This is a genomic window from Allolucifera butyrica (genome assembly GCF_900476375.1).
GTDB lineage: Bacteria > Bacillota > Negativicutes > Sporomusales > UPPP01 > Lucifera > Lucifera butyrica.
In genome coordinates, this window is the sequence record NZ_UPPP01000127.1 from 126,117 (window position 1) to 152,659 (window position 26,543).

At 50.1% G+C, this 26,543-nt stretch carries 23 protein-coding genes and 1 riboswitch; of the genes, 21 read left to right on the forward strand and 2 right to left on the reverse strand.

Annotation, left to right across the window (positions count from 1 at the left end; all coding sequences use genetic code 11):
• Positions 1-130: 130 nt before the first annotated feature.
• The 4 genes from LUCIF_RS24165 (at position 131) to LUCIF_RS24180 (ending at position 5,338) form a co-directional block, all read left to right on the forward strand.
• The gene (locus LUCIF_RS24165) at positions 131-823 is read left to right on the forward strand and encodes a response regulator transcription factor (RefSeq protein WP_122630369.1); all 693 of its coding nucleotides are present in this window, start codon (positions 131-133) and stop codon (positions 821-823) included.
• Positions 804-2,108 (forward strand): sensor histidine kinase, encoded by a 1,305-nt coding sequence (locus LUCIF_RS24170; protein WP_122630370.1) that lies wholly within the window; start codon positions 804-806, stop codon positions 2,106-2,108. Before LUCIF_RS24165 ends, LUCIF_RS24170 begins: the two co-directional genes overlap by 20 nt.
• Positions 2,109-2,304: 196 nt before the next feature.
• Complete coding sequence (locus LUCIF_RS24175; RefSeq protein ID WP_165866150.1) at positions 2,305-3,675, forward strand: glycosyltransferase family 2 protein; 1,371 nt, start codon at positions 2,305-2,307, stop codon at positions 3,673-3,675.
• A 361-nt stretch (positions 3,676-4,036) separates the two neighbouring features.
• Positions 4,037-5,338, forward strand: a complete 1,302-nt coding sequence (locus tag LUCIF_RS24180) for a nucleotide sugar dehydrogenase (RefSeq protein ID WP_122630412.1) — start codon at positions 4,037-4,039, stop codon at positions 5,336-5,338.
• Positions 5,339-5,637: 299 nt separating this feature from the next.
• Here LUCIF_RS24180 and LUCIF_RS24185 read toward each other — a convergent pair whose 3' ends face one another.
• Positions 5,638-6,018 carry a carboxymuconolactone decarboxylase family protein gene (locus tag LUCIF_RS24185; RefSeq protein ID WP_122630372.1) on the reverse strand — a complete coding sequence of 127 codons (381 nt, stop codon included), beginning with the start codon at positions 6,016-6,018 and terminating at the stop codon, positions 5,638-5,640.
• A 75-nt stretch (positions 6,019-6,093) separates the two neighbouring features.
• Between LUCIF_RS24185 and LUCIF_RS24190 the strand changes: the two genes are divergently transcribed.
• The 11 genes from LUCIF_RS24190 (at position 6,094) to LUCIF_RS24240 (ending at position 18,511) form a co-directional block, all read left to right on the forward strand.
• Complete coding sequence (locus LUCIF_RS24190) at positions 6,094-6,471, forward strand: MerR family transcriptional regulator (protein ID WP_122630373.1); 378 nt, start codon at positions 6,094-6,096, stop codon at positions 6,469-6,471.
• A 263-nt stretch (positions 6,472-6,734) separates the two neighbouring features.
• Positions 6,735-8,111 (forward strand): Sapep family Mn(2+)-dependent dipeptidase, encoded by a 1,377-nt coding sequence (locus tag LUCIF_RS24195; protein ID WP_122630374.1) that lies wholly within the window; start codon positions 6,735-6,737, stop codon positions 8,109-8,111.
• Positions 8,112-8,197: 86 nt separating this feature from the next.
• Entirely contained in the window at positions 8,198-10,099 is a 1,902-nt protein-coding gene (locus LUCIF_RS24200; RefSeq protein WP_122630375.1) for a BglG family transcription antiterminator, read from the forward strand.
• Positions 10,100-10,112: 13 nt separating this feature from the next.
• Positions 10,113-10,568, forward strand: coding sequence for a PTS sugar transporter subunit IIA (locus LUCIF_RS24205; protein WP_122630376.1), 456 nt, complete (start codon positions 10,113-10,115; stop codon positions 10,566-10,568).
• A 24-nt stretch (positions 10,569-10,592) separates the two neighbouring features.
• Positions 10,593-10,913, forward strand: a complete 321-nt coding sequence (locus LUCIF_RS24210) for a PTS fructose transporter subunit IIB (protein WP_122630377.1) — start codon at positions 10,593-10,595, stop codon at positions 10,911-10,913.
• Positions 10,914-11,025: 112 nt separating this feature from the next.
• Positions 11,026-12,267 carry a PTS fructose transporter subunit IIC gene (locus LUCIF_RS24215; protein ID WP_122630378.1) on the forward strand — a complete coding sequence of 414 codons (1,242 nt, stop codon included), beginning with the start codon at positions 11,026-11,028 and terminating at the stop codon, positions 12,265-12,267.
• 55 nt (positions 12,268-12,322) lie between these two features.
• A complete protein-coding gene (locus LUCIF_RS24220; RefSeq protein ID WP_122630379.1) occupies positions 12,323-13,393 on the forward strand; it encodes a M24 family metallopeptidase in 1,071 nt (356 codons plus the stop codon).
• Between the two features lie 11 nt (positions 13,394-13,404).
• A complete protein-coding gene (locus LUCIF_RS24225) occupies positions 13,405-14,592 on the forward strand; it encodes a MalY/PatB family protein (protein ID WP_122630380.1) in 1,188 nt (395 codons plus the stop codon).
• A gap of 99 nt (positions 14,593-14,691) precedes the next feature.
• Positions 14,692-15,765 (forward strand): M48 family metallopeptidase, encoded by a 1,074-nt coding sequence (locus LUCIF_RS24230; protein ID WP_165866151.1) that lies wholly within the window; start codon positions 14,692-14,694, stop codon positions 15,763-15,765.
• 320 nt (positions 15,766-16,085) lie between these two features.
• A riboswitch (molybdenum cofactor riboswitch) is annotated at positions 16,086-16,195 on the forward strand.
• A 56-nt stretch (positions 16,196-16,251) separates the two neighbouring features.
• On the forward strand, positions 16,252-17,991 hold the full coding sequence (locus LUCIF_RS24235; protein WP_122630382.1) for an aldehyde ferredoxin oxidoreductase C-terminal domain-containing protein: 1,740 nt from the start codon (positions 16,252-16,254) through the stop codon (positions 17,989-17,991).
• A gap of 217 nt (positions 17,992-18,208) precedes the next feature.
• The gene (locus tag LUCIF_RS24240) at positions 18,209-18,511 is read left to right on the forward strand and encodes a MoaD/ThiS family protein (RefSeq protein WP_122630383.1); all 303 of its coding nucleotides are present in this window, start codon (positions 18,209-18,211) and stop codon (positions 18,509-18,511) included.
• Between the two features lie 34 nt (positions 18,512-18,545).
• On the opposite strand, the gene LUCIF_RS24245 is transcribed toward LUCIF_RS24240, so the two are convergent.
• Entirely contained in the window at positions 18,546-19,745 is a 1,200-nt protein-coding gene (locus LUCIF_RS24245) for a tungsten cofactor oxidoreductase radical SAM maturase (protein WP_122630384.1), read from the reverse strand.
• Positions 19,746-20,065: 320 nt separating this feature from the next.
• Here LUCIF_RS24245 and LUCIF_RS26320 point away from each other — a divergent pair, with 320 nt between their 5' ends.
• From LUCIF_RS26320 to LUCIF_RS24275, 6 genes are all read left to right on the forward strand, one after another.
• A complete protein-coding gene (locus tag LUCIF_RS26320; protein WP_165866152.1) occupies positions 20,066-21,352 on the forward strand; it encodes an aldehyde ferredoxin oxidoreductase N-terminal domain-containing protein in 1,287 nt (428 codons plus the stop codon).
• 83 nt (positions 21,353-21,435) lie between these two features.
• Positions 21,436-22,680, forward strand: coding sequence for a molybdopterin molybdotransferase MoeA (locus tag LUCIF_RS24255; protein ID WP_122630385.1), 1,245 nt, complete (start codon positions 21,436-21,438; stop codon positions 22,678-22,680).
• A gap of 5 nt (positions 22,681-22,685) precedes the next feature.
• Complete coding sequence (locus LUCIF_RS24260; RefSeq protein WP_207858413.1) at positions 22,686-24,674, forward strand: molybdopterin biosynthesis protein; 1,989 nt, start codon at positions 22,686-22,688, stop codon at positions 24,672-24,674.
• A 1-nt stretch (position 24,675) separates the two neighbouring features.
• A complete protein-coding gene (locus tag LUCIF_RS24265) occupies positions 24,676-24,915 on the forward strand; it encodes a MoaD/ThiS family protein (protein WP_122630386.1) in 240 nt (79 codons plus the stop codon).
• A complete protein-coding gene (locus tag LUCIF_RS24270; protein WP_122630387.1) occupies positions 24,916-25,647 on the forward strand; it encodes a HesA/MoeB/ThiF family protein in 732 nt (243 codons plus the stop codon). It begins immediately after the preceding gene.
• Positions 25,648-25,661: 14 nt separating this feature from the next.
• Positions 25,662-26,534 (forward strand): ABC transporter substrate-binding protein, encoded by an 873-nt coding sequence (locus tag LUCIF_RS24275; RefSeq protein ID WP_122630388.1) that lies wholly within the window; start codon positions 25,662-25,664, stop codon positions 26,532-26,534.
• Positions 26,535-26,543 lie beyond the last annotated feature (9 nt).

A 26,543-nucleotide genomic window follows, 5' to 3' on the forward strand; every position in this document is an offset into this window, starting at 1 on the left:
AAAATCCAGGGGAAAAGAATATAACCTCGAACTATTCATAGAACAATGGTCCTTCACCCGCGGGTGTTAGTCTAAAGTAAAAAAACTACATAGAGATCCTATAAAATATCACGGGAAATGGGGTAATGCAATGCGGGTATTAATGGCCGAAGATGACAAGCGTCTGGGAAACCTTGTTTATCAAATGCTGAAACGGCATGACATGAGTATTGACTGGGTTCAATCCGGCGATGATGCCTTGGAGCTTACGAAAAAGGATGCATACGATGTAATTATTCTTGATTGGATGATGCCGGAAAAATCCGGACTGCAGGTGTGCCGTGAACTGAGGCAGGAACATTACTCGGGTGGAATACTAATGCTTACAGCCAAGGATACTGTAGACGACTTGGAGGTTGGCCTGGCTTCCGGAGCCGATGATTACATTGTTAAGCCTTTTGAGTTTAGAGTGTTGATGGCCAGAATTCGTTCAGTGGCCAGAAGAAGCAATGTCCCTTACAAAGAAGAGAAGATCACCGTCAAAGACCTTGAGCTGAACAGCTGGACAAAGATAGCCAGACGGGGCAACAGGAGCATACAATTGACGAACCGGGAATTTCAGCTTTTGGAATTGCTTATGCATAACTGCGGTCAGATTCTGCCCAAGGACGTCATTATGGACCGCATCTGGGGCTTGGAAAATGATGTCTCTTCCAACAATCTCGAAGCTTTGGTTCGTTTGCTGCGAAAGAAGGTAGACCTTCCCGGCGAGGCTCAGCTCATTCACAATATACGCAGCGTAGGCTATAAAATGGAGGGTAAAGATGCTTGCCGAGATTCGTAAAAGACTGACGATTTTATATGTTATCGTCTTTGGCATTTTTCTCGCCGTATTTGTCTCTATTTTTTGTTCAGGCCTCATTTGGACTATCTATCAAAAAGAAGTGGACGAAATAAAGATCATGGCCGTCCACATTGCCAGGGAACAGCAGGAGGCGCTGCTGAAACAATATGGTAATGACGGTCCCCGTGAGATTTCTATCCAAAGTGATTACGATGTTAGCGGAGATGTTTTTTATCTGGTTTTGGACGGTAATGGCCGACTGATTAAGGCCGATCTTCCCGTCCCGGTTTTGCGCAAGGCGACCCGCGCCCAATTCATAAACTGGGATCCGTCCCGGGAAACGAAAGTTGTAACAGTTTCTTTGCCGAGCGGTGATAAAGCAACACTAATGTTGGCGATGCGAAAAGTGTACCGGAACGGAAATCTGCTGGGAACGGTTTATGTCGGCCGCGACGTCACCGGCTATGCCCGGGTATTATTTCAGAGCATTATTACTATCATGGTAGTTACTTTGCTATTCTTGATTTTTACCGCCATACTCGGCTACTTCTTGGCTGGCAGGGTCATTATTCCAATTGGACGGTCAATTGACAGGCAGAAACAGTTTGTCGCCGACGCATCGCATGAACTGAGAAATCCCCTAAGTGTGCTACTGACCTCAATGGAGGCCGTACAAATGGACAAGGACAATGTTTTGTCGCCCTTTTCCCGGCAAATTATTGATGAGGCAAAAGAAGAATTTTTTCGGTTGAAAAATATTGTCAATGATTTATTGACACTGGCAAGGACAGATACCGAAGAAGTCGCTCTGTGCAAAGAAGGGTTTTTCCTTCAATCCATAGCTGACCAGGTCATTCGGTCTCTGGAACCAAAAGCGGCGGCCATGGGCGTCAGCGTCCGGCTCGATGCATCCAAGCCGCTGGAGTTAAACGCCGACCCGGAACGTATTCATCAACTTATCTACATATTGCTCGACAACGCTATAAAGTACAGTTATCAGGACAGCCAGGTGCTGGTGCGGATTGAAGAAAGCTACGCAGGCGGTAAAATGCCTTACGTCAAAATTATTGTAGAGGACACCGGGCCGGGCATTGAGCCTGAATTTCAGCAGCAAATTTTTCAGCGATTCTTTCGGGTTGACGTAGCACGATCGCGGAATATCGAAGGCTCTGGCCTGGGATTGTCCATAGCACGCTGGATTGTCGAGGCTCATCGGGGAGAGATTTACGTGGACAGCGAATTAGGTAAGGGAAGTAAATTTGTTGTAAAGCTGCCCCGGAAATAATTTGGAAGTTACAGGGATGTCAAGACACAGAAGGGAGGGAAGTCATCCTCCTCTTCTGTGTCTTTTAAATTTATCCCGGAATGAGTATGCCTGCCCGATTAATTTTTTCCATTTTCATCATACTTTCATTTTTCTCTGTTACTCTTTTACAAAAGAATATTCCAATTGTAGCGAAAACTGGAAGCAAGGTGATAAAATGCAGAAAAAGATATTTCTTCAAAGCCAGTCCGATTATCTGTACTTGTGGATTTTGTCGATTGACGTGATCATCGCCGTGGCAATGCTTTGCTCAAAAACTGTCGACCGGGCAGTGGAGCGAATTTTGCATGATTCTGGCGCATATGGCCTTGCAGTGGGGGCGGTGTTGATTTTTTCGGGGGTTGCCGTGATTGCCTGGCGCATATGGATGGCGTGCCGTTATAAAGTCTACGCACCAGTGAAAGACGAGGATCTGCCCGTGGTGACAGTCGTCATTCCGGCATATAACGAAGGGCGCCAGATTTTGCACACCGTGCGTTCGGTAATGAACAGCGATTACCCTTCCGACAAGATGCGCGTGATTTGCGTGGACGACGGTTCCTTGGATGATACCTGGCATTGGATGTGTAAGGCTCAGGGCGAATATCCTTCACAGCTCTATACGCTGCGACAGACAAAAAACAAGGGGAAACGCCACGCTCTTATGGCTGGATTTGTTCATGCCACAGACAGCGCGGTATATGTGACGATTGATTCTGATTCCGAAGTGGTTCCACACACTCTGCGCCATCTTGTCAGCCCCATTGTCACTGATTTTCGCGTGGGAGCAGTGGCTGGCAATGTGAAAATCCTCAATCTTGGCGATGGCGCCATTCCCAAGATGATGGATGTTTTCTTTACGACCAGCTTCGATTTCATCCGTGCCGGACAAAGTGTGTATGGCGGCGTGTTCTGCACCCCCGGCGCCTTGTCCGCGTACCGGGTGTCGACGGTAAACCCGCATTTAACAGCTTGGGCCGATCAAACCTTTATGGGTATTGCCGCGACAATCGGCGAAGACAGAGCGATGACTAACATCGTCCTGAAAAACGGGTTCCGCGTTGTTTACCAGAGGGACGCTGTTGTGTTGACGAAAGTTCCTGTCACGCTAAGAGGGCTGCAGCGCATGCTTTTACGATGGGCGCGCAGTAACGTGCGCGAGAGCCTAGTCCTGGCGACCATTGTCCTGCAGCGATTCCGGCACGGTGACAGCGGTAGCGGATGGATCCGCATGTTCAGTTTTATGCAATTGTTTCAGTTAACAGTAGGTGAGACACTGAAACTGAACGTATTTATTCAATTGTTTTCTCACCCTCTTTTTACGTTTCTTATGCTCACAATCGGGGGCTTGTTCAGTTCAATTGTTCCGGCGACGATATATTACGTTCGTTATAATAAATTGTTTGGTTGGCGCTGGGCGGCGCCTTATTCAATGCTCTCGCTTTATGTTCTGTCATGGATTTCTTTCTGGGGATTGATGAGCGCGGCGCGGTCGGGATGGCTGACTCGTGAAATTTCTGCTGCCAAAAGGCTGCCTGCGGCGCCATAGGCGAATTTGACGTCAACGAAAAGCCCGTCAGGACGCAGCAGCGCCTGCAGTCCGGAAAAACCCACAGTCAGGTATGACTTATGCGATACTGCCGCGATAACGGCGTCCGCGCCCTTCGGCAGATCCCCCCATGCGGTAAGCTTGATGCCGTATTCGCGCACCGCTTCGTGTGAACAAGCAATGGGATCGTGCACATAAGTCACACACCCTAGACGTACTGATAGAAACCTTGAATTTCCCAGTTGTATATCCTGACGATTTCATGGTCGGGAAAGTACATTAGGTTAACTAAATAATAAAGCTCAGGCAACATTTTCACAACTTTTTGTGCCTGAGTGAAGCGAAAGGTATGTGTATAAAAATGAAAGATAAGCTTATACATAAAATTCATTCTAAGCAAGCTGTTATAGGTATAGTAGGATTAGGTTATGTTGGATTACCTTTGATGCTCCGGTTTGCAGAAATTGGATTTGATGTGCTTGGATTTGACATTGATTACGAAAAGACTGCAAAATTAAAATCAGGACTAAGTTACATTAAACATATTCCTGATGAAAGGATTAATAATTCGTTAGACCGGTTAGACGTAACTAATGATTACAATCGTATCTCTGAGGTAGACGCTATAATAATATGTGTACCAACTCCGCTTAATTCTCATAGAGAACCCAATTTGGGGTTCGTGATTGCAACCATCGATGCCATTGTGCCACAATTGAGACGCGGACAAATCATTAGCTTAGAAAGCACAACTTATCCGGGAACGACTGAGGAAGAACTCCTGCCGCGAATAAGTTTGACAAATCTTAAGATAGGGGAGGATTTGTTTCTCGTTTATTCCCCGGAGAGAGAGGATCCTGGAAATACATATTTTACCACTGGAAGTATCCCTAAAGTTTGTGGTGGAATAACTAAGCATTGTTTGGAAGTCGGAATTGCTCTTTATAGTGCAGCCACTGTTCGGGTGGTTCCTGTATCAAGTACTCGAACAGCAGAGATGACCAAATTACTTGAAAACATTCACAGAGCTGTAAACATCGGGTTAGTCAACGAGTTGAAGATTGTTGCCGACGCTATGGGTATAGATATATACGAGGTAATTGATGCTGCTTCGACAAAACCATTCGGATTTACACCCTATTATCCTGGACCAGGTCTTGGCGGACATTGTATTCCGATAGATCCCTTTTACCTAACATGGAAGGCAAGACAATATGAACTGAATACACGTTTTATCGAATTAGCCGGCGAGATAAACACCTCAATGCCCGATTGGGTTATTGGGAAAGTAGCAGATGCGTTAAATGAAAAAGGAAAATCAGTAAATGGCTCAAAAATATTAGTGCTGGGATTGTCGTACAAAAAGAATATTGACGATACAAGAGAATCTCCGAGTATTTTTATAATAGATAAGCTAATAAAAAAAGGTGCCAAAATCGACTATAGCGACCCATTTATTCCTGTTTTCCCGGAAACTCGTAAACTTAAACTTAGTTTGAGCAGTGTCGAACTAACATCAGAAAATTTGACGAGCTATGATTGCATTATACTTGCAACGAATCATGACATGTTTGATTACGATTTAATACGCCGATGTGCGGCATTGATCATAGATACCCGAAGGGTTTATCGAAATAAGGCTGAGAATATTTACTGGGCATAAGAGAGGCGGAAGTATTAGGCACATCCTTGCTCGTAAAGCGGGAATAAAGGTCCCAACCAGCTAAAGCGTAAATGCTTTGGAAATGGACATTCATATCCTTCCATTTCATTATACACGAACTGGAATGTTCGGACTTTTCTATTTTCTTACGACCATCCTTCTCAACTCTATCTTACAAGGGACGGGGTTGTTGACAATAAGTAGAGTGTCCAGGGTAGAGTGTCCAGGGGACGGAGTTGTTGACAATAAGGAATTTACTATTAGAATGGTTGTCACTCATCCCGTCCCCCGACAGTTCCCTATCCCGCTTTTCGCAATTGAAAAACCCGCTTGGCAACCCCGACAGCATTTAAGACTCTTGGAAAGCCGGTATAAGGAATGCATTGAATAAAAATTTCGATGATCTTCTTAGGTGTAATTCCTACATTCAATGCGCCATTTATATGCACTTCCAACTGAGTTTCACAGCCCCCCAATGTCATTAGACTGGATAAGGTTATCATCTCCCGTTCCTGTAAATTTAAGTTTTCACGGCAATATATGTCGCCAAAAGCAAACTCGACAATATATTTTCCTAAATCCGGCGCAATATCATTGAGAGCCGCTATGACATTTTCCCCGGCATTGCCATCTACTTCGGATAATTTTTTTAAGCCTTTTTCGAAACGAGTTAAGTTCATTGTTTTCAACCTCCTAATTTGCTATAATTGAATTGTAGTTCTTAAAGTTAACTTTAAGTCAAGAGGGAAAATAAAATGAGATATTCCATAGGACAGTTTTCCAGTATAACGAACTTGAGTTCTCCTACGTTACGATACTACGAAAAAGAACAATTATTAATTGTAAACCGTGATTCAGCAGGAAGAAGGTATTATACTTCCGAAGATATCGATTGGATTCGATTTATAAAGAGGCTGAAAGATACGGGAATGTCCATTAAAGACATTAGAGAATACGCTCTTTTAAGGTATCAGGGCGACTCCACAATAAGCCGGAGGCTGGAAATACTGGAGAAACACAAAATTGCCGTGTTGGAAGAAAAAGCTAAGTGGGAAAACAATCTGCAAAATCTGGATGAGAAAATTAAGCTATACAAACATAAATTAAGCCAACTTACCGCGTCTGCGCTTTGAGCCGAAACGTTCGGCGGGCTGCAGATATTTTTTTGCCTAAAGCAGGAATTGATAAATTTTATCGAATTATGCAAGAAACTTGAGTTGCGCTTTCCTTGCCGGGTTACAACCCATTGGTTCCGGCGGGGGAAGTGTTTTTGTTTTTAGCTTGTCAGCGGCACGGAATAAAATTATGATATCAATGAAGCAGTTTTTTCCAATGACTGGGAACCGGTTTTGGGGGGAGCGGAAAATATATCTTAAATACGGGGAGGAGAAAAGCAATGATCAACTTTGCCGCCACGGCGGAGAAATACAGGCAGGAATTGGTAATATTGCTGGAGCAATGGGTCCGGATTCCGTCCGTGTATGATAAGGAAACAGTTACGGCGGAAATGCCCTTTGGTGCCGGGGTGGCCCAGGCGTTAGGGTGGTTTGAGAATCTGGGGCGGGAAGCAGGCTTTGCTGCTAAATCGGTAGACGGTTACGCCGTTCACGCCGAATACGGAACGGGGCAGGAATACGTCTATGCCTTTGGCCATTGTGATGTGGTGCCCGCCGGGGAGGGATGGCAAAGCGGCCCTTTCCGGCTGGTGAAATCCGGGGACCGGCTGACTGGCCGGGGAGTCATCGATGATAAAGGACCGCTGCTGGCCGTCTTTCTGGCCCTGAAACTGATCCGGGACAAGGCGCTGCCGCTAAAGCGGCGAATCCGGGTCGTTGCCGGCGGCAATGAAGAGAGCGGTTTTCAGTGTATCCGGCATTATTTCCGGCGGGAGCCGAAACCGGCGTACGGCTTTACGCCGGATGCCAAGTTTCCGGTGATCCACGGCGAAAAAGGCGGCGTGGTGCTCCAGATCACCGGACCGGTAGCGAATCCTGCGCTGTATATTGCCGGCGGCGAAGTGCACAATACGATTCCGGACTCGGTAGTCGTGAAAAATTGTTGGGTTGCGAAAGAGACGCTGGAACCTTTTTTGGCGGCGGAAAATCTCACCTGGGAAGCGGTCCGGGAGGAAGGACGGGTTGCCGGGTTTAAACTGACGGGACTTGGCGGGCATTCTTCCAAGCCGGAAAACGCCAATAACCCCCTGGAAAAGGTGTTTACCCTGTTGCCGCAGGTGTTAAAAGAAAAATGGCTGGAAGACCTGGCGCCCCTGTTGAACGGCGGCAGCCGGGACGGGAGGATCTTCGGCCTGACGGCCCAAGGTCGCTGCGGGAGCATGACTCTGGTTACGACCGTACTCCGGCTGGAAGGAGGTCGGTTTCGCGCAACTCTCAGTATAAGGTATCCGGAGAATGTAACCCTGGAAGAAATCCGGGATAAGGTTGGCGCCTATTTTCAGCAGCACGGTCTGGCGGGCTATGAAGTGAAAACCATCGGTAATAAAAGGCCTCATTACATGGAGCCGGATTCGCTGCTGGTGCGGACACTGCACGGAATTTATATAAAACACACCGGGGACACCGCAAGTCCGGTCCGGGTCACCAGTGCGGGCACGTACGCGGCGGAGATGGAAAATTCCGTTATCTTCGGCGGCGAGTTTCCCGACGGGTCCGCCGGCAATGCGCACCAGGCCGGCGAGTATGGCAGCGAGGACGCGTTTGTTAAGGCAATCGGCATTTACGCGGAGGCGTTATGGACACTTGGCAACCTCTAAGCAACTCGATGGCACTTAACAAGACATTCCGGATAAATACATGAACCGGGAAACGGTTTACAATGGTACTGTAGGATGGTGAAGGGATGATCAGTAAAAAACATTCGATGATTATTCAATCGCTTGCCGCCAAAAACGAGTATGTGACCGCGGAAGAATTAAGCAGGCAGATCGAGGTGTCCGTAAGAACGGTCAAACGGTATATCCAGGATTTGAATTACTTTTTGCAGCAGTCCGGTGTGGAGATTTCCTCCGCCAAGGGAATCGGTTACAAGCTGAAGGGACCGGTTAGGGAACTGCGCCGGATTCGCGAAGCGGCGGAAAAGTGCCTGGCGGGGTTCCAAATCGACGATTCCAGCGAAGGCCGGATTACCAAAATACTATGCGCTTTTTTAAACCGGGATTATGTAACAGCGGAGGAATTAAGCGATATCCTGAATTTGAGCATCCCCAGCACCAATAAGCTGCTTGTTCCGGTGAAGCGCATTTTGCGGCAATATGATTTGCGGATTGTCTCCAAACCCTTTCACGGCAGTCAAATCGTGGGCGAAGAATTGAAAATCAGAGAGCTGATTTTGCATTACGCCATCCAAAGTGATGAAAATAATTTCCTGGAAATCAGGCTGGATTCGCTTTCCCGGCCGGAAGTTCAAGAAATGGAAGCCATCCTTACGGCAGCGCTGAAGGAAGACAACATCATTCTGGCCGACAAGGATTTCAACCTGTTGCTGACGCGGATTCTGGTCGCGGTTGCCAGGGTCAGGCAAAACCGCAGTATTGGCCGGAGGCCGTTTAAAGAGAGCTACCGGCTGCACAACTATACTTTTATCCGGGCGGTCATGAAGAAAATCGCCGCCAAGCTGGCCCTGCCTCTGGATGAGAAGGAGGCGCTGTATGTATCCGCCAGCAGCGGCGTAATCATTTATGACTATAACACCAGAAGAAAACTCACCGCCGACGCCCGGGACAAGGTAAGCAGGCTGGTTGAGGAAGCCCTGGCCGAGATCCGGCTGGTGACGGGGATTGATTTTAGCGGGGATGCCACGTTTATTAACGCCCTGGTCATGCATTTGAAGATTTTTATGAACCGGTTTAAAGCGGGAATTAGCGCCAGAAATCCGTTGCTAACCCAAATCAAAACGAGATTTCCCCTGGAAACCAATCTGGCGGCGATGGTGGCGAAAAAGCTAAACGAAAAATTTCAGGTCCTTTTGGATGAAGACGAGATCGGCTTTATCACCATGCATTTCGGCGCCGCTTTTGAGCGGCGGCGGGGCACCGGCGGCAAGAAGGTCTGCATTATCTGCCACTATGGGATTGGCACATCCCAATTGCTGGCGGAAAAGCTGAAACAGCGCATCAGCAATCTTACCATTGTGGGAACCTATCCCGTACGGTACCTGGATATCGCCTTACAGGCCGATATGGATTTTATCGTGTCGACAGTGAAACTGGACCGGAACGATTTCAAAGTCCCGGTGCTGTATATCGAGAATGTTTTTTCCGACGATTTTGTCGAGAAATTTCACCAGGCTTTTCAGGAACGGGAAGAGAAAAGCAAAATCTTCCGGGAAACTTTTAAGCCAGAAGCGTTTTTCCGGCTTAGCGCGGCAACGCCGGTCCAGGCCATCGAAAGCCTTGGCCGGGCAATGCAGGCCAAGGGGCTAATTGATGAGCACGTAATCGCCATGGTGCTGGAGCGGGAAACGATGTCCTCGACAGATATCGGCAATCTGGTGGCGATTCCGCATACGATTCTGGAAGGAGCTTATCAGTCGGTAATTGGTGTGGGAGTGTTGGACAAACCGATCCTTTGGAAGAAGGAAGAGGTGCAATTGATCTTTCTGGTCTGTTTCAACCGGCAAGACAGCTATTACTTTCCCATGTTCAAATATTTGTATCATTTTATCAAAGACCCGGGGGAGGTTGTCCGGGTGATAAAAAACTTCAGTTTCGACAAGCTGATGGAATTATTCGATGTAAAGTGAGGGGCCGCAGCCAATGAGTGAACTCTTTGCCAAAGAACATATCAAACTAAATTTAGACCTGAAGGATAAAGACGCCTATTTGCGCTATATTGCCCAACTGGCCCTGGAACTGGGGATCGGCAAGGAAGCGCAGGGCGTTTATGAAGGACTGGTAAAGCGGGAAAACGAATTCGCCACCAATTTGGGCGGCGGAATTGCCATACCTCATACCAAGTCTGAGCATATTCTAAAACCGGCTGTATTGGTGCTTAAACCGCGGCGGGAAGTTGCCTGGGGGGACGGCGGGGAAGAAGGAGTCAGGGTGATTATCGGCATCTTAAGCCGGAATGAACAAGGGGGGAATGCCCATCTGGAACTGCTCGCCAGCCTTGCCAGGAAGCTGATTGACGGGGTGTTTAAAAAAATCCTGGTGACCTCCGGCAGCGAGGAAGAGATCTTTTTCCTGGTGGAGCAGGCTTTATACAGCTAACTTAGCCAAAAGAGGAGCGATGAAATGGCAAAAAAAAAATTGATTGCCTTATGCGCCTGTCCGATGGGATTGGCCCACACGTTTATGGCGGCAGAGGCAATCGGCAAAACAGCCCGGGAAATGGGCTACGATGTCAAGGTGGAAACCCAGGGCGCCGACGGCATTAAAAATGAATTAACGGCGGCCGATATCCGGGAGGCGGACATCATCATTCATGCCATTGCGGTAACGCCGCTGGGAATGGAGCGGTTCGAAGGCCGGGAAGTGTACGAGGTCGGCTTGCCGGAAATGATAAAAACACCCGAGGATGTAATCCGGGAGATTGAAGCAGACCTGGCCCAATAAAAAAAGCTCCTTAATCTAAGGCAAAGATTAAAGGAGTAAAGAAAAATCAGTTCACTTCTAATCATAGCGCATTGAAATGAAAGATACAAGAAGAGGAATGGGGAGGTATACTATGGCGATTCAGAAAAAAGTCATCGGGGCAGCTTCGGCAGGCGGCAGCACCAGTGTTGGCAATGCAAAGGAAAACATGCCGGCCAAAACCTCCGGCTGGACCGAATTCAGCAAACATATTATGACCGGGATTTCTTATATGATCCCGATGCTCATTATGGGCGGCTTGATTGGCGCCATTTCCCAGATTATTCCTTATGGAATTCTTAATATCAATCCTTCCACCTCCATCGTGGATGCCATCAATTCGGGAAAATATACCGGCGGCAGCTTTCTAATGCTGCAAATGGCCAGCGTGATGGAAATTTTCGGCTTCACCCTGTTCGGGTTTGCCATTCCTGTTTTTGCCGCTTTCACGGCTAATTCGATCGGCGGCAAGACCGCGCTGGCGGCAGGGTTTATCGGCGGCTATATCGCGACCAAACCGGTTGCGGTGTTAACGCTGGTAGACGGCAAGTGGGCGAATAAAGCGCCCGTGGCTTCGGGATTTTTAGGCGCGATCCTCATCGCCTTTATCATTGGCTATTTCGTGAAGTGGTTAAATCAAAAGATCAACTTGCCGCATAATTGGCTGGCTTTTAAAGTAACCTTTTTGATTCCGCTGATTTCAGCCCTGGCCTGCCTGGTTTTAATGGTCTTCATTATTACTCCTTTCGGCGGCTGGATCAATACGTTAATCCGGAGTTTGCTGCAGGCCGCGGGCAGTTCCGGGCAATATGCCTATGCGTTGGTATTGGCGGCGGCTACCGCCTTTGACTTGGGCGGACCGGTCAATAAAGCCGCCGGTTTTGTCGCCCTTGGATTTACGACGGAACAAGTTCTTCCCATTACGGCGCGCTGCCTGGCCATCGTCATTCCTTCCTTTGGTTTAGGTTTAAGCACGTTAATCGATAAAAAGTTAGTGGGCCGGAGCGTCTATGACAAGCAATTCGATCAGGTGGGAAAAACGGCCATTTTCTTAGCATTTATGGGGATTTCCGAAGGAGCGATTCCGTTTGCCCTGGAAAAACCGGCTTTTTGCATTCCTCTGTATGTAATGGGGGCAATTGTCGGCGCCATCTCCGCGATTGCAATGGGGGCCGTGCAGTGGTTCCCGGAATCGGCCATCTGGGCCTGGCCGTTAGTCAAAGGCATTATCCCTTATATCTTAGGGTTAATCATTGGCTCGGTCTTCATTGCCGTGATCAATGTCCTCTATCGCAATAAACTGATCAAAGAGGGCCAACTCGTGGTAAATGAATAGACAGAAAGTGGAGAACTGACTGAGGTCGGTTCTCCGCTCTTATATGGAGGAAATTATGAAGTTGAGCAAGCGAATCGAAGCGGTACGGCAGCGGTTTCTGGATAAGGAGACCGATGCCGTTTTAGTGAACAGTCCTCATAATAAATTTTATCTGGGAGGGCTGTTCAGCAGTTCCGGCTATCTCCTGATAACCAAAGCGAATCAGTATATGCTGGTTGATGGCCGCTACTATGAGGAAGTACAGCAGAACAATAAGTTGTTTCAGGTGGAACTGCTGGGCGGTCCCAACACACTGGCAGAGCGGTTGAATTCGGTTGTGGCAGCGGAAGGATTAAAGCAGATCGGTTTTGAAGGCCGGGAACTTTCTTATGACGCATATCGTTCGCTGCAAGAGAGGATCCGCTGCCGTTTTTACTCCCTGGACCTGGCGAAAATCCGCAGCATCAAAGAGACGGCGGAAATCGAAACCATTCAGACGGCCTGTACCATGGCCGATGCGGCGTTTCGGCACATTCTCGGCTATATCGAAGCCGGTATGAGTGAAAAAACGGTAGAGAATGAACTGGTGCGGTTTCTGAAGGAACAAGGCGGCCAAAAAGACGCTTTTGACAGTATTGTGGCTTCCGGTGTACGGGGCGCGCTGCCTCATGGGAAAGCCACCGACAAAATCATCCAAAAAGGAGAACTCGTCACCCTGGATTTTGGGGTAATCTATCAGCACTACTGCTCAGATATCACCCGTACCCTGGCCGTAGGGAGGTGCCCGGAAGAACTGGTCCGGGTTTATGCGGCGGTAAAAGCGGCGGGCGAAGCCGCGATGGAACGGGCCAAACCCGGCCTGACTCTGGGGGAATTGGACTCATTCGCCCGCAATCTGATCCGGGAAAACGGCTACGGAGATTATTTCGGCCATAATTTGGGCCACGGCCTGGGAATTCAAGTCCATGAGTATCCGGCGGTTGCACCGGGGAATGCGCAGCGGCTGGAAGAAGGCATGGTAATTACCATCGAGCCGGGGATTTATCTTCCCCAAGTGGGCGGAGTAAGAATTGAAGAGGATGTTTTGATTACCCGCGGCGGTTGCCGGCCGCTGACTCGCAGTTCCAGAGACCTCATTGTAATATAGGGGGAGAGCGAATGTACAATTTTGATGAATGTCCCGACCGGGTCAGGGAAAGAGCCCGTAAATGGGACCGGAAAATAATCGAAAAAAATTTTGGCAAGGTGCCGGAAGGCTTCATCCCCATGTGGATTGCCGATATGGATTTTAAAATGCCGCCGGAGCTGGAGCAGGCGCTGCGGGCGGCGATTGGACGGGGCGCTTTGGGGTATACCTATTGCTACGACGAGTTTTATGAGGCGGTGATGCGCTGGCAAGGCGACAGGCACGGGGCGACGGTGGAAAAGGAGTGGATCACGCTGTCCTACGGCACGGTGTCTACACTCCACTATGTGATCCAGGCTTTTTGCGGCCCGGAAGACTGCGTGCTGATGAATACGCCCGTTTACGAGCCTTTTGACAGCGCGGCCAGACGGCAGGGGGTAAAGCGGATCTATAACAGCTTGCAACTGCGGGAAGGCCGGTATACCATCAACTTTACCGCTTTAAAAGCCCAGTTAGAGCAATACAAGCCCCAATTATATTTGTTTTGTTCGCCCCACAATCCCTCGGGGCGAATCTGGAGTTTCGAGGAAATGAAAACGGTCGCCCGGCTCTGCCGGGAGCATGACACGATTTTAGTTGCCGATGAAGTCCATGGGGAACACATCCACCAGGGGAAATTTCATTCGGCCCTAATGTTAAAAGAAGCGCATAGCAATCTGATCCTGTTAACCTCGCCGAATAAAGGATTTAATTTAGGCGGCTTAAAGACGTCTTACTCCATTATTCCGGATGAGAAGCTAAGAACCCGCCTGCGGCAAAAACTGGAGCAGAATTCCGTTACGTCCCCCAATGTTTTCGGCATTATCGGCCTCATTGCCGCATATGACCGGTGCCGTCCCTGGCTTGACGAAGCGGCCGCCTATATCCGGGAAAATTATGAACTGTTTGCTTCCTATATCGCAGCGAAGATTCCCCAACTGCAAGTGATGGAAATGGAAGCCTCCTATCTGGCCTGGGTCGATATCAGGAGAACCGGACTTAGTTCAGGCGAGGTTACCAGGGTTTTGGCGTCCAGGGCCGGCGCGCTGGTTGAAAATGGGGCTCACTTTGTCAGGGATGGGGAAGGCTATATCCGCGTGAATTTGGGAACCCAGCGGGACAATGTGCTGGCAGTCTTGAAAAAGATGGAAGAGGTTTTAAACCAGCCCCCAGGAAGGTGAAATATTGTGTCTTAGCGAAATAATACACATAAGCATATTTGCCGCATGGGAGGAGCCCAGATTAGCGAATTGCATCCAGCCTTGGCGGAGGTGAGACGATTGCGAATCCGGCCATTAAAAAAGTTACTGGTTCTTGGTCTGGTTTCTTTTATGCTGACGGTACCGGCCCTGGCCGGCAGCGTTAAAGCGGAGGCGGCCAGTTGGGGAGAAACGCTGCTCTATGGCGCTATAGCGTATGTGTATATTAACGGACAATTAAACAACCTGAATGACCATGATCAAGCCGGTGTGCTGAAGCAAACCGAGCATCAGACCGGTGTGTATGAAGATAAGCAGATGAATGAATATGTGGGAAATGTGGCGCACCGTTTAATGACCAACGGATTGATCAAAAATCATTATGCTGTATACATAACTCCCGACAAGGATTTTAACGCCTTCTGTACTCTGGGTCGGGTTATTGCAGTGAATAAGGGCGCAGTCGAGTCATTAAACGAGGATGAATTAGCGGCGGTTCTTGGCCACGAAATGGGGCACGGCGAACACCGGGACCCTGTGGAGGGTACGAAACAGATTCTGGGACTTAACATGGTGGTCGATCTGTACTTGCAGAATAATCCCAATCTGACCAGTGAAGCGCTGGGAGTGGCGGCCAACAATTATGTCGCCAACGAAGTCATTACTATGAAAGAAGAATGGAATGCGGATAATGCGGGGTTTGACAATGCCGTTGCCGCCGGCTACAACCCCGGCGGCGGAGCGGCGGCTATGGTCAAGCTTCGTTCCCTGGTCGGCGAATTGTGGCATGAAGGGCTAAGCCGGGTGCTTAGTCCGAACAATCATCCGCGGACATCCGACCGGATTCACAATTTTGCCAAGCGGCTTACCGATTACAGCAACGGGCATGTTACGGTTAAAAATGATACGACCGTTCAAATTGACGGCCGGGATGTGGTAACGCCGGACAAGGCTTATGGCCGGCTGGCCGCAGAGAGAGCCTATCTTGTCGCAGGCAACCTGGCCAGGGTGTACCATGAGAACGCTCTGGGCGCCGCCTATGTCGGAGACGACGGCGCGGTTTACATCGGCAAACAGCTGATTATGACTCCCGCCGGAAATGATCCTGACAGCCAGGACCTAGCCGGGCGGATCAATGCGATTACCGGCCAATAGTGTTCCTTTCCGGGATAAAACGCTAGTCCCGGCCGCAAGACCGGGACTATAACTATATAAGAAGGAATCCCAAGTGTAATCTTTTTGCTCAATGAAAGTACACAATCGTGACATGATTGATACACCTTTTCATAAAGGGAAATTGCCGGATCCTTTTTAGGTGGCGATTTTTCCGGCTTACAAAATTGGCACAAAAATTGCGAATATTAAAATTAAACCCTTGTTGCGGTCTGGAAATGGGTACCTTGTAAGACGTCAAATTACGCGAAGGGAGGTGAAAAATGGTCAGGATGACCAGACCCGGTCATTGACTATTTAGAACCGAATATTACTTCCGATTTATTATCATCCCACGGGGAGGTAATAAACGTCAGGGTACGGTGAGCAATTACCGTGCCTGCCATTGCGCAAAGGAAGAGGTACTAAAAAAGTAATTTTTTAGCGCCTCTTTTTTGTTGTCAATCATTAATATTTAGGAGGGTTGTTATGAGTAAGTTTATCCGGGTAAACATGAAGACCAAGACGGTTACGACCGGCGAAGTTCCTGAGAAGTATTCGGGGTTAGCAGGCCGCGCGCTTACTTCCAGCTTTGTCGCGGATGAGGTGAAGCCTACTTGTCATCCTTTGGGCAAAAACAATAAGTTAATCTTTGCTCCCGGTTTTCTCACCGGTACCAGCGCCGCGAACTCAGGCCGTATTTCTGTGGGCGGCAAGAGTCCGCTGACCGGTACGATCAAGGAAAGCAACTCGGGAGGAACGTTTTCCCAGAAGATGGCCAGAATGGGCATCAAGGCTCTCGTCATCGAAGAAATGGCAACGGAAGACACGTTTTATGTGCTGAAAATCGACATGAACGGCGTTAGCATTGATGAGGCGCCGGCTGAAATTATCGACGGCTGCGGCAATTATAAGGCAATTGAAGTCTTAAGCACAAAATACGGTGCCAAAGTGGGGATTGCCCTCGCCGGGCCGGCAGGCGAACACCGTCTGCCGGCCGCCAACATTTCCTTTAAGGACCCCGAAGGCAACATTCGCAGCGCCGGCCGCGGCGGACTGGGCGCAGTCATGGCTTCTAAAAAAGTCAAAGCCCTCGTTATCGACGATACCGGGGCGCCCGGTGTCACCATTGCTCATCCTGAGAAATTCCGGGAAGCGGCCAAGGTTTTCGCCAAGGCGCTCCTGAATCATCCGGTTACCGGTCAGGCATTGCCGGCATATGGAACCGACGTACTGGTCAATATTTTGAACGAAGCCGGCGCCCTGCCAACCAGAAATTTTACTGCCGGCCGGGCGGATTGGGCTAACGACGTCGGCGGTGAAACGATGAATGCCACGATTACCGCGCGCGGCGGCGAGGGAAAAGTTTCCCACGGGTGTCATGCCGGCTGTGTCATCCGCTGCTCCCAGTGGTTTCCCGATAAGAAAGGCAAATATGTTACGAGCGGCTTTGAATATGAGACCGTCTGGGGTCTTGGCGCCGATGCCTGTATCAAAGACCTGGATAAAATTGCTCTGATTGACCGGGAAATGGATGATATCGGAATAGACAGCATCGAAACATCCGTTGCCATAGCAACTGCCATGGAAGGCGGGCTGCTTCCCTGGGGGGATGGCCAAGCGGCATTAGATGCGGTCAAGCAAATTGCCGTTCCTACGCCACTGGGCCGGATCCTTGGCAGCGGCACTGCCGTCGTCGGCAAGGTTTGCGGTTTGTTCCGGACGCCTGTTGTCAAAGACCAGGCAATTCCCGCCTATGATCCGCGTCCGGTGAAAGGAATCGGCCTGACTTACGCCACAACCCCGATGGGAGCCGATCACACTTCCGGTTATTGTATCGCTACCAATATCCTGAAGGTTGGGGGTTATGTGGATCCGCATAAAAAAGAAGGACAGGTGGAACTTTCCAGGAACCTGCAAATTGCCACTGCCGCAGTCGACAGCACCGGCTGCTGCCTTTTCATCGCCTTTGCGATCCTGGACATTCCGGAAGGCTTCCAGGCGCTTATTGACATGATCAATGCGCAATACGATTTAGCATTGGCCGCGGATGATGTTACCAATCTCGGTAAATCAGTTCTTAAAATTGAGCGGGCCTTCAATACGGCGGCCGGTTTCAACAACGCTCACGACCGCCTGCCCGAATTCTTTGAATATGAACCGTTGCCGCCGCATAATTTAGTTTGGGATTTCACCCCCGAGGAAATCGACGAAGTGTTTAATTTTTAGCCGGAAAGGATTCCCTGGAAGAACGCGCGCCAAATAAACCGGGCGAAAGCCCGGTTTATTCTTCCCAGTAAAGGCTATTTCTTACAGCTCAAGGATTCAGGGGGATTACGAGCCGTGTTTTCCCGCGCCCTGAGTCCTGTACTATGGGTTGAAATATCGCACAGCGGTTTTTCGGGCCGTAGCGGGTATTTAAACTAAATGCGGGGAGGGATGCAAGATGCCCGAAGAAAACGGTAAATTTATTGAGGTGCGAGGGTTTCTTCAGTTAAATGAAATCTTTAGAGAACGAAACTGGCCCATTCCGCTGCGGCTAGAGCTGGAAAAGCCGACTTCTGGCCGCGAATTGGCAAAAAGATTGGAGATTCCAGAGACGGAAATTGAAATCGTTTTTGTAAATGGTGTGGCCCAGTCCGTCGATTATTTGATTCAACCGGGGGACCGGGTTGCGTTTGTGCCGCCGGGGTGTCCCGGTCCGTACCGGATTGTCCTGGGATTTTACGCTAAAAACCGTAAGGAGTAAATCGCGGAAAACAAGGAAAACTCGCTCATTGCTATTAAGGACAAGCGATCATCCGTCTGGCCCAAAGGCATTCCGCGCAGGACGGGCTGTTGGCCCAGCAGTCCATTTCGTTGCTTTCCGTATAATTACAGCCGTCCAGAGACTTGCAGTCTGTACAGGACGGAAAATGATAATTGCCAACATTCAGCCGGAAATTGACGTAACCGGAATCCGTCCATATTTCTTGCAGCTTTTTTTCGTTGACATTGCCCAGGTAACAAGGATACATTTGCTTCTTTCTTCCATAGATATAGCACTGGTAGGTATGCATCAAAGCATAGCACGGACTGATATTGCCCTGGTAATTGATGCACAAGGCCTTGTCATTTACAAATTTACAATGACGTTCGGTCCGTAATTTCATATTGGACATATGAGCCCGGACGGACGTAAGCAGCGATTCCTGGCCGAACAGGCAGCCGGTATCGTCCGTGTCGTAGACGATTTCGTCTTTCATGGACTCATGGTAGGGCAGCAGATTGGTTACGATGACCTGATTGGCATTGAGGTCCCAGGCCATGCGGATCAACTGGGGCAAGCGGGCGTAATTTTTTTTCATGGCTACGAATTCGATTCCTAATTCCGGTTTTGCGCTCTTACGCTCCCGCTTCAAAGCCTGTAAATTCGTAACGTTGTGAAAAACGTCCTGAAAGTCGGCTCCCTGACGGATTTCGTTATATTCTTTCTCTTCGGAACTGTCCAAAGAAGTAAAAAGAACATCCAGCTCCAGGTCGATCAATTTTTCAATGACTTCTTGTCGTAAGTACGATCCGTTAGTAATAATTTCTACCTTTAAGCCAAGTTCTTTCACTGCTTTTAGCATGTCAAAAATCCGGGGGTGCATCAAGGGCTCGCCAAAACCGCCAAAGTGAACCGATTCCAGGGCCGGCAGTTCTTTGAGATTATGCAGAATGTGTTCAAAGGTCTCCTGCTCCATGTGGGCCGGTTTGTCCTGCCAGGAACTGCGAATACAGGTTACGCAGTTAAAATTACATTTTGTAGTGACCTCGATGTATACTCTTTTTACATCCGGTATTAGTGGTATCAGCGAATAACCATTTTCTGTCTGGATAAATAAAGCCTCTTGTTCCACATTGGAAGATACAGGTAACTTAACATAACCATTTTTGGCAATCCGAACTTTTTCTCTCACTGCAAAATTTCCGATGTTCAACTCTTTATATGGTTTTTCCATTGGGTTCTCCCCCCTGATATAGTTTGACGGCCTGTTATATTGCAAGATTCTATGTATAGGGTATCAAAATAAATTCAGCTCTTCAATAAAAATAGGCTGTATGTTATTTATTTGCAAGCTTCGGCCAGTTCATGGCTAAGGGGGGAGAACAGCAGGAATGTCACATTTATGTAATACATAAGAACATAAGTGTGACGGTTTTGCTACATATATTATCTGGAATGTCCTGCTGTAATTGTCGTGGAACGGCGTTTTTTCTGAAAAGTATGATTTGGCATAATAGTTGCGATGTTAGAAATGAAAAGAAGAGGGGGGATTGGGTGTTCTACCGGGTAGATATGGCTGCCTTAGCGGTAACTAAAGAGCAATGCGTACAATATCAGGGGCTGGGTGGCCGCGGACTTAGCTTACGGATTGTAGCCGAGGCGGTGAATCCCAATACTCATCCCCTGGGGGGGGAAAATAAGCTGGCCCTCGCTACCGGCTTATTAGCCGGTACGGGAGCGCCGAATGCCGGCAGACTGTCCGTAAGCGCCAAGAGTCCGTTAACCGGTATGGTGAAGGAAAGCAACGCCGGCGGAGAAATGGGTACCAAGCTTGGACGGCTGGGGATTCGGGGCATTATTGTCGAAGGGTTGCCGCCGGAAGATACGGCCTATGTTATACGGGTTTCGGCGAACGGTTTATTGATCGAAACAATGCCGGAATTAAAAGGGCTGACCATTTCTGCTGCGGTTGCCAGACTGCAAGGCATTTCCGGTCCGGCTGCGGCGATTGGCTGTATTGGCCCGGCGGGAGAAAATAAAATGGCCTCCGCCTGTATCGGCTTTACCGGCCGGGACGGCAGTCCCGACCGCCAGGCTGGCCGGGGCGGCTTAGGCGCCGTTATGGGCAGCAAGGGACTCAAAGCCATTGTCGTTGACGACAGCGGTGCGCCGGGCGTGTCTTTTGCCGACGAAGCCGCTTTCCGGGCCGGAGCGCAGAAACTGATCAGGGTGCTGCAGGCGCGTTCTGCCGCCGGCCAGACTTTGGCCGGGTATAATGGGGACAGGCCGGACCGGCTGTGTTCGGCGGGATGTATGATCCGTTGCCCCCAGGGTTACCCTGCTAAGCCGGACGAAGTGGCAGCAGGCGGATTGAAAAAAGCAAGCCGCCGGTCCCTGGGGACAAGTCTGGAAATAGATAATCTGGACGACATTGTCCTGATGAACCGGCTGTGTAACGACTATGGTGTGGATACTGTCGAGATGGGCGACGCGTTAAGAGTGGCCATAGAGGCCGGTATTGCCCAATCCGGCAATAGTCAGGCGGCAATCCGGCTAATCCACGAAATGGGAAAAGCAACGCCGCTCGGACGGATTCTCGGCGCCGGCGGCGAAGCCGCCGGCAAGGTGTTTGGTGTAAAATGGGCTGCTGCTGTTAAGAAGACAGGCGCCGGTGATGAGGACCCGGCTGCGGCAGCTTTGATTAACGCTGCGGGCTTGTGCCGGTTTGCCGTTGCCGCGGTACTGGAGAATCCCGACGCACTGGCAGGAATTGTGGAAATGTGCAATGCCCGGTATGGTTGGAATAAGACAACGGAAGAGTATATTAATATGGGCAATTAATAACCGGCCTGGCTGGAGGAATTTCAACCAGGCCAAGTTAATGGTAAGGCATTTGCCGATGACATGGAGGTGAAGGAGCAGCTATGGAATTTTTTCAGTGCGTGCCGCTTAATGAGGCGCGGGACCTGATTGCCGGCCGCCTTGACGGAATCACTGCCGGGGATGAATCCGTGTGTTTGCCGGATGCTTTGGGCAGGACCGCGGCTGCCGATATTATTTCGCAGGAAGACTTACCGCCTTTTAGCCGTTCAACTGTAGACGGATTTGCCGTACGCAGCGCCGATTCGTTTGGCGCCAATGAAAGCGCCCCCTCGCTTTTTGCGATTGCCGGCGAAGTGGTCATGGGAGCACCGTCTGTACAGGAATTGCTTCCGGGCCAGGCAGTGGCAATTCCCACAGGAGGTATGCTGCCCGCCGGTGCGGATGCGGTGGTGATGCTGGAATATGTGGAACAGCCGGATGCCAATACCTTGTTAGCTTTAAAAATGGTTGCTCCGGGAGAAAATGTGGTTACCCGGGGAGAGGACATTCAAGCCGGCAGTGTTATTGTAAAGGAAGGACAAAAAATCACGCCGCAATACGTCGGCGTGCTGGCGGCCTGCGGCTGTACCCGCGTTCTAGTGCGTAAGAAAGTTAAAGTTGCTATTATTTCTACGGGTGACGAATTGGTAGATATTCAGGAGTCCCCGAAATTCGGACAGATACGGGATGTGAATTCCTATGCACTGGAAGCCTTGATGTCGGCAGCGGGCTGTGTAGTGAAACGCCTGGGAATCGTACGGGACAGTTATGAAGAATTTTTTACAATTTTGTCAGAGGCAACAGCCAAATTTGAACTGGTGATTATTTCCGGCGGAAGTTCGGTAGGGGCCCGGGATTATACGGTTAAGGCCATTGAGGCGCTGGGTGCGCCGGGAATCTTAATTCATGGGATCGCCATTAAGCCGGGCAAGCCGACTATCTTCGGCATGGTGGACAAAGTACCGGTATTCGGGCTGCCGGGACATCCGGTCGCGGCAATGACTGTTTGTGAGCAACTGGTCAAACTGGCAGTCCGTAAACTTTTGGGGCAAAAACAGCCGGACGGCCGGTTCCTTGTTCCGGCCTGTCTTTCCCGTAACGTAGCTTCCACTCCCGGACGGGATGATTTTATTAATGTGCGGCTATGGAAGCGGCAGGGAGAATATGTGGCCGATCCAGTCCTGGGTAAATCGGGATTGATTAATCTAATGGCTCAGGCCGACGGCATGCTGCATATTCCGGCGGATAAAAGCGGCCTGTATGAGGGAGAAACAGCGGAAGTGCTGCTGCTGAAAGAAGAAAAGTAAAGGGGGTGAAAATTCTGCGCAGTAATAAGGCCTATCTTAATTGTGTGGAGCGTAGTGAAGTCCAGAAGTTGTGGCGGCAAAAACTTATGGAAAATGGTTTTTTTCACAACCCTCCTGCGGAGGTGGTGCCGGTACAGGCGTCACTGGGACGGGTAACGGCTCGTTCGGTTTATGCGAAACAGTCTGTACCGCATTATAATGGCGCAGCGATGGACGGGATTGCCGTTTGGGCGCAAGACACGTTCGGCGCCCAGGAAACGGACCCCAAATGTCTGACCCTGTTGCCGCCGGCCAAGACCTTTGGTTCCGGCTGCTGTTATATGGTTGATACGGGCGATGTGCTGCCGGACGGGACGAACGCAGTGGTAATGATTGAAGATGTGCACATCCGCGGCAATATGGCGGAAATTATTGCGGCTGCTGCGCCATGGCAGCATGTGCGTATTATCGGCGAGGATATTGTTGCCAATGAAATGGTTATTCCCGAACATCATGAAATTGCACCGGTAGATATTGCGGCGTTGTTGGCGGCGGGAATCGAGGACGTGGAAGTTGTCCAAAGACCGAAAGTAACTATCATTCCAACCGGGGACGAACTGGTTGCCAGCCGGGGAGAATTAAAGCCGGGAACGATTCTGGATGTAAATTCGCATATGCTGGCAGCGGCGATACAGGAGTGGCGCGGGGAAGCGGTCCGCTCGGCCATTGTCAAGGATGACCGTCAGGCGATTAAGCAGGCGATTTTGGCCAGCCTGCAGGGGAATGATATGGTTATTATTAATGCAGGCACATCGGCCGGCCGGGATGACTACACTGTGGATGTTCTGTCCGAACTGGGGGAAGTTTTTGTGCACGGTGTGGCGATTAAACCGGGCAAACCGGTTGTTATGGCTGTGTGCCAGGGAAAACCGGTGATCGGTCTGCCGGGATACCCGGTAGCGGCAATGCTGACAGCGGAACTTTTTGTCAGGGACATTCTATTCGCCCGCCAGAAACTGCCCCGGCCGGAAGCGGCTACGGTGGAGGCCAGTTTAGTAAAACAAGTGCCCTCAACGGTTGGGGTAGAGGAGTATATCCGGGTATCGCTCGGCAATGTTCAGGGTAAAATGGTGGCGGCGCCTCTGAGCCGCGGGGCGGGACTCATTTCGTCGTTGACGAAAGCCCAGGGAAGTATTTCGATTGCGGCAATCAGTTCCGGCTTAAGTGCCGGAACGGCGGTTCCGGTGGTGCTGCTTCGTAAAGGAAAGCCGGCAAATACGCTTTTGGCAGTCGGCAGCCACGACTTAGCGCTGGAATTATTAGGAGTTTTCCTGCGGCGCCGGATGGAAAATGTCTCGTTATCGTGCGCCAATGTCGGCAGTATGGGAGGGATCATGGCCATACGCAATAACGAGGCGCACCTTGCCGGGGTGCATTTGCTGGAGGCGGATACCGGACTGTATAATACACCGTATGTGGAAAAGTTTCTGCCGGATGGCAACTGGCGGCTGATTCACTTGGCGATGCGGCTGCAAGGGCTCATGGTTATGCCGGGAAACCCGAAGGTCATAACCGGCCTGAGTGATCTAACGCGGGACGATGTTTCCTTTATTAACAGGCAGCGCGGTTCGGGTACCCGGATGTTACTGGATTATCAATTGCGAAAGTTGGGGATCCGGCCGGAGCAAATAGCCGGTTATGAAAAAGAAGTAGGAACCCATATGGCGGTAGCGGCTTCGGTATTAGCAGGTGCGGCTGATGCGGGACTGGGAGTTCAGGCAGCGGCCCAGGCGCTGGGATTGGATTTTATCCCTGTATCGCCGGAACAGTACGATTTGATTCTTAATTTTACCGGGGAGGATGAACGGCTGTATCAGATTATGGATGTTTTGCTGTCGGAGGAATTCCGTTCGGAAGTGGAATCCCTGGGTGGCTATGATCTGAGCAATGCGGGTAAATTAATTGCCGCCGGACCTAATCTGAGATTGAATGAATGCGGAACAAGAGGTGAATAGGATGCGAGTCGAGGTGCGGTTGTACGCTACCTTGCGGCGATATGCCCCGGCTGAGTCCGCCGCAGGCGTATTTTCCACAGATTTGCCGGCGGGAAGAACCGTGGCGGATTTGCTTGCGGCAATTCATGTTGCCGCAGCCGAGGTTCATATGCTCATGGTCAACGGCGTCAATACCACGGTTGAGCATATTCTTCGCGATGGCGACCGGGTAGGCTTGTTTCCGCCGGTAGGCGGTGGCTAGATGGGACGGTCTGAGACTTTGCAGCAGTTCGCAGCCGGCCGGATACCGGAACGGTACCAAAGAAATATCGGCACCATTGGGATTGACGGACAACTGCGCTTGCTTAATGCGAAAGTGGCAATTGCCGGCGCCGGCGGCCTGGGGGGGAACCTTATTGAACTGCTGGCCCGGCAAGGCGTGGGCTATTTGCGTATAATCGACGGCGACAGTTTTGCGGTGCACAATCTTAACCGGCAGCTCTTAGCTACGGAAAGAAATCTGGGTATGAATAAGGCCCAGGCTGCCGCCCGGCGGATTGCCGAAGTGAATTCGGATGTTACCGTCGATGCGGTGCCGGCAATGCTGGATGAAGTGAATGCTGTGGATTTGCTGGCCGGTATGGATGTGGTTGTTGACGCGCTGGACAATATCAGCAGCCGGCTCCTGCTGAGCAGAACTGCGCAGGCGCTGGAGATTCCCCTAGTCCATGGAGCGATTGCCGGATTTACCGGTCAGATTACTACCTTGCTGCCTGGCCGCCGTGGTCTGGAAACAATTTATAAAATGACTCCCGGTTCGGACCGGGGCATTGAGACGGTACTGGGGAATCCCGCCGTTACACCTGCCTTGGCAGCGGCGATTCAGGCGCAGGAAGTCGTCAAGATTTTGACGGGGATTGGCGAGATTTTAGACAGCCAGTTATTATATTTCGATACGGAACTGAACCTTTTTGAAATAATCAATCTAAAATGAGCAGGAGGATTAGGATGCGCAAATTTTTGATGGTTTGGCTGATTGTTTTAGTGGCTGTTTTTTACACTGGCTGCGGTGCGAATCCGGATAAACAGGGAACTGCTGCGGAGCAGGCGCCGGCAAACAAAGATTTGATATTGGCAACAACAACCAGTACGCAGGACAGTGGTTTACTGGGTGTGCTGATTCCGGCTTTTGAGAAGAAAACGGGCTATATTGTCAAAACGATTGCGGTCGGCACTGGCCAGGCACTAGCTATGGGAGAAAAGGGGGAGGCCGATGTCCTCCTGGTTCACGCACCGGCGGCGGAAAAAAAGGTGATGGAAAGCGGGGCCGCTATTAACCGCCGGCTGGTAATGCATAATGACTTTATCGTGGTGGGCCCGGGCAGTGATCCGGCTCATATCCGGGGAAAGGGCATTGCGGAAGCCATGACTGCGATTGCTCAAAATAAGGCGCTATTTGTATCCCGCGGCGATGATTCGGGAACCGATAAGATGGAAAAGAGCCTATGGAAGAAAGTTAACATTAAGCCGTCCGGCGCCTGGTATCAGGAAGCCGGCGCCGGAATGGGTCAGACCCTGAAAATCGCCGACGAGAAGCAGGGGTATACCCTGACCGACCGGGCGACATACCTAGCACAGAAGAAAAATCTTACCCTGCAGATCCTGGTGGAAGGCGATACGAAATTACTTAATATTTACCATGTTATGGAAGTTAATCCGGAAAAATTTTCGAAAGTAAATCATGCCGGAGCGAAAGCGTTTGGTGACTTTTTACTGTCGGCGGAAGGGCAGTCCATGATTGCCGCATTTGGTAAAGATAAGTTCGGACAACCGTTATTTTTTGCCGATGGCAGCAAAACGGACAAGGATTTCGGACTGTAGAGGGATTTT

What these genes read in the sequence shown, in the direction of transcription:
- LUCIF_RS24255 (WP_122630385.1), top strand. Translation starts at nt 21,436, where the DNA reads ATGGAATTTTTTCAGTGCGTGCCGCTTAATGAGGCGCGGGACCTGATT.
- LUCIF_RS24210 (WP_122630377.1), top strand. Translation starts at nt 10,593, where the DNA reads ATGGCAAAAAAAAAATTGATTGCCTTATGCGCCTGTCCGATGGGATTG.
- LUCIF_RS24225 (WP_122630380.1), top strand. Translation starts at nt 13,405, where the DNA reads ATGTACAATTTTGATGAATGTCCCGACCGGGTCAGGGAAAGAGCCCGT.
- LUCIF_RS24235 (WP_122630382.1), top strand. Translation starts at nt 16,252, where the DNA reads ATGAGTAAGTTTATCCGGGTAAACATGAAGACCAAGACGGTTACGACC.
- LUCIF_RS24265 (WP_122630386.1), top strand. Translation starts at nt 24,676, where the DNA reads ATGCGAGTCGAGGTGCGGTTGTACGCTACCTTGCGGCGATATGCCCCG.
- LUCIF_RS24165 (WP_122630369.1), top strand. Translation starts at nt 131, where the DNA reads ATGCGGGTATTAATGGCCGAAGATGACAAGCGTCTGGGAAACCTTGTT.
- LUCIF_RS24205 (WP_122630376.1), top strand. Translation starts at nt 10,113, where the DNA reads ATGAGTGAACTCTTTGCCAAAGAACATATCAAACTAAATTTAGACCTG.
- LUCIF_RS24215 (WP_122630378.1), top strand. Translation starts at nt 11,026, where the DNA reads ATGGCGATTCAGAAAAAAGTCATCGGGGCAGCTTCGGCAGGCGGCAGC.
- LUCIF_RS24200 (WP_122630375.1), top strand. Translation starts at nt 8,198, where the DNA reads ATGATCAGTAAAAAACATTCGATGATTATTCAATCGCTTGCCGCCAAA.
- LUCIF_RS24180 (WP_122630412.1), top strand. Translation starts at nt 4,037, where the DNA reads ATGAAAGATAAGCTTATACATAAAATTCATTCTAAGCAAGCTGTTATA.
- LUCIF_RS24220 (WP_122630379.1), top strand. Translation starts at nt 12,323, where the DNA reads ATGAAGTTGAGCAAGCGAATCGAAGCGGTACGGCAGCGGTTTCTGGAT.
- LUCIF_RS24240 (WP_122630383.1), top strand. Translation starts at nt 18,209, where the DNA reads ATGCCCGAAGAAAACGGTAAATTTATTGAGGTGCGAGGGTTTCTTCAG.
- LUCIF_RS24185 (WP_122630372.1), bottom strand. Translation starts at nt 6,018, where the DNA reads ATGAACTTAACTCGTTTCGAAAAAGGCTTAAAAAAATTATCCGAAGTA.
- LUCIF_RS24170 (WP_122630370.1), top strand. Translation starts at nt 804, where the DNA reads ATGCTTGCCGAGATTCGTAAAAGACTGACGATTTTATATGTTATCGTC.
- LUCIF_RS24175 (WP_165866150.1), top strand. Translation starts at nt 2,305, where the DNA reads ATGCAGAAAAAGATATTTCTTCAAAGCCAGTCCGATTATCTGTACTTG.
- LUCIF_RS24195 (WP_122630374.1), top strand. Translation starts at nt 6,735, where the DNA reads ATGATCAACTTTGCCGCCACGGCGGAGAAATACAGGCAGGAATTGGTA.
- LUCIF_RS24270 (WP_122630387.1), top strand. Translation starts at nt 24,916, where the DNA reads ATGGGACGGTCTGAGACTTTGCAGCAGTTCGCAGCCGGCCGGATACCG.
- LUCIF_RS24245 (WP_122630384.1), bottom strand. Translation starts at nt 19,745, where the DNA reads ATGGAAAAACCATATAAAGAGTTGAACATCGGAAATTTTGCAGTGAGA.
- LUCIF_RS24275 (WP_122630388.1), top strand. Translation starts at nt 25,662, where the DNA reads ATGCGCAAATTTTTGATGGTTTGGCTGATTGTTTTAGTGGCTGTTTTT.
- LUCIF_RS24190 (WP_122630373.1), top strand. Translation starts at nt 6,094, where the DNA reads ATGAGATATTCCATAGGACAGTTTTCCAGTATAACGAACTTGAGTTCT.